General features: G+C 62.8%; 1 protein-coding gene. It reads right to left on the bottom strand.

The genetic code is table 11. The features are described 5' to 3' along the window. Positions 1–537 (bottom strand): ParB/RepB/Spo0J family partition protein (locus EPN29_14320; protein TAN30384.1); only part of this gene is annotated, 537 nt, incomplete at its 3' end. Positions 538–1,051: the final 514 nt, after the last annotated feature.

Raw genomic sequence — 1,051 nt, forward strand, 5'->3', positions numbered from 1 at the left:
CAGCCATTTGCGCTGCTGCGCCACGGAGGCGAGCGTCAGATGCCGCACGGTCTCGTCGTCAATATCCTCGGCACGATAGGCGTCCCTGATCTTGGGAAGCAGATTGCCGAGCGCAAGGCGCTGGCGAACCTGTGTCGTCGTCATGCCGAAGGTCGCGGCGATGCCGTCCACCGTGCGGCCCTCCTTGATGAGCCGCACGAAGGTTTCGTATTCGCGCATCGGATCGGGGTCGCGGCGCGCGACATTTTCGAGCAACGATGCCTCGATGGCCTCGGCGTCGTCGCCTTCCTCCATGATCGCGCAAGGCGGAGCCGCGACCTCGCCGCATTCCGCCTTGACGGCACGAAGCGAGAAATAGCGCCGCCGTCCCGCCACGACGCCAAACTTGCCGTCCTCGGGCCGCACGATAAGCGGCTGCAAGACCCCCTTGGCGCGGATGCTCGGCAGAATGTCCGCAACATCCGGCTCCGGGTCGCGGTAGCGCATGTTGCATTTGGAGATTTTGAGCTTGCTGAGTTCGATGTGTTGAAGTTCCATGATGGTCTGCTCTTGCGTTGGAGTGGACCGGCCCTATCCGTGGGTTTTGCGCTTCGCGGGCGGGGCCGGGTTGGTGCGGGATGCACCTATTCCGCCGCCTCGGCGGTCGGAATCTCGGCCTCTCGCGACTGCTGGAACGCGAGCAGGAAATCGGTGGCCTTGCTGGCTTGGCTGGCGGCGTGAAAGATCGCGCGGCTATCCTCTTTCAGGATTTGCAGCCAATGGCCCAGGTAATCGGCATGGCGGATTTGCGGGACGATGTTCAGATGCGCGCAAAGGAAGGCGCTGGTCAGTTCCGCGATCAGTTCTTCGCGCGCATAGCTCGATGAGCCGAAGCGATGCTGCAGATCGCGGTTGAGGCGCGAGGGATGCGCGGTCCAGTGCCCGAGTTCATGCAGAGCCGTGCAATAAAAGTCAGCGGGCGAGAGGAAAGTTTCGCGGTAAGGAAGGCGGATAAAATCCTCGCCGCGATGATAGAAGGCTTCGCCGCCGCCCTCGACAAATTTCGCGCCGG

This window comes from bacterium, assembly GCA_004299235.1.
Taxonomy (GTDB): Bacteria; Chloroflexota; Dormibacteria; order Dormibacterales; family Dormibacteraceae; genus SCQL01.